The organism is Eubacterium sp. AF19-12LB, assembly GCF_003479125.1.
In the GTDB taxonomy this organism is placed as follows: Bacteria; Bacillota; Clostridia; order Lachnospirales; family Lachnospiraceae; genus Eubacterium_U; species Eubacterium_U album.
The window spans coordinates 1-1,274 of record NZ_QUGP01000036.1 but is presented as its reverse complement, the minus strand read 5'-3'; the positions used below and the strand labels follow the sequence as shown (position 1 = coordinate 1,274).

2 protein-coding genes are annotated in these 1,274 nt (G+C 30.6%); both read right to left on the bottom strand.

Annotated elements, in window-relative coordinates; genetic code table 11:
* Positions 1 to 176 precede the first annotated feature (176 nt).
* A complete protein-coding gene (locus DWX29_RS12480) occupies positions 177 to 881 on the bottom strand; it encodes a hypothetical protein (protein WP_117910808.1) in 705 nt (234 codons plus the stop codon).
* Positions 869 to 1,274: hypothetical protein (locus DWX29_RS12475; RefSeq protein ID WP_207663759.1), on the bottom strand; the 406-nt coding region annotated here is incomplete at its 5' end. The genes DWX29_RS12475 and DWX29_RS12480, both read right to left, overlap by 13 nt.

Genomic DNA, 1,274 nt, shown 5'->3' with positions numbered 1-1,274 from the left:
GGATTGTCTCCGCAATAAATGTAACCGTTCTGGGTTAGGGTTTCATATACATTTCCTGCACCTATTACCTAAAATATAATCATTAATATATGTACATATGTAAGTTCATAAACAATAAACTATCGCTGAACCATTTTATTATTTCTTATGCCTATTATCATACAAATTCATTATACTCATAAGAAATACTTTTTAAAATATTCAGATTCCGAAATACAATGTTCAAATCTTGGACAATTAATCTTTACTATTTCATCTGCAAGACCTTTAACGTTTTTTTCTCTAGCTGTTGGCAAAATAATCAATCCATTTTCTCCAGTTATCTTCTTAAAAAATCTAAATACTGAAGAATTAATCATACAATCATAAAAATATAATGAATCCATCCAGGGAAAGCAATAAATTTGTTTTCCCTGAGCATATCCTATTGCAATAGACGCTCTCCATCTCTCCCAAACATCCATATTTGATAAACAATATTTTATTCTATGACGTGACAAATGAAATTCTTCAAGAATTGTGTCAATATTTTCATACCGTTTATTTTTTTTAATAGCTAACTCTAATGCTTTTTGAACACTTAATTCTCTTTCAAATAATCCACCTGTTCTGACACCTTTTCCAACATGCCATGCCAAATCATAAATGGAATCAATTTTTATTCCATCAATAAAAATTGTTGTCTTATCATCAAATAATTTATTTGTAATAATTTGTGATAACACTTCTCCTCCAGCACCTTGTTCGCATATGATTCCATATATCTTGCCAAATTTAAAATAATATTCTCCTTTCGATATGTAATCATGTACATTTTCACCATATACATTTATATAATCCAACATATAATCTTCATTAATTGATACCTTTATTTCTTCCAAAATTGCCACCACTCTTTCTTATATCCAACCCTCTTAACATTATATACAGATATTGGAACTTTCTGTCCATCTGTCGTTTGAACAACAATATTTGCAATAGATTTTCCTTTATTCCCTGCATCTAATTCAAATGACGCATTTGTTTCAAACTGTAATACAGTATTATACCCCTTTCCAATACCTGCAATGTTCGCTTGTTTTTTTGTTGGTTGCTCTGTCCATGCAAACACCCTGTTCTCCCATACATTTCCTTTTTTTCCAAGTTGTCCAGATTCAATTATACTTTTTGCTGCTTCTTCATTTGTAACATGATAAAATCTTCTAGTAGAACTTTTACCACCCTCATACGACACACTTCCTGCTTCATCTGCCATAAACCCTGCTAGTTTTCCA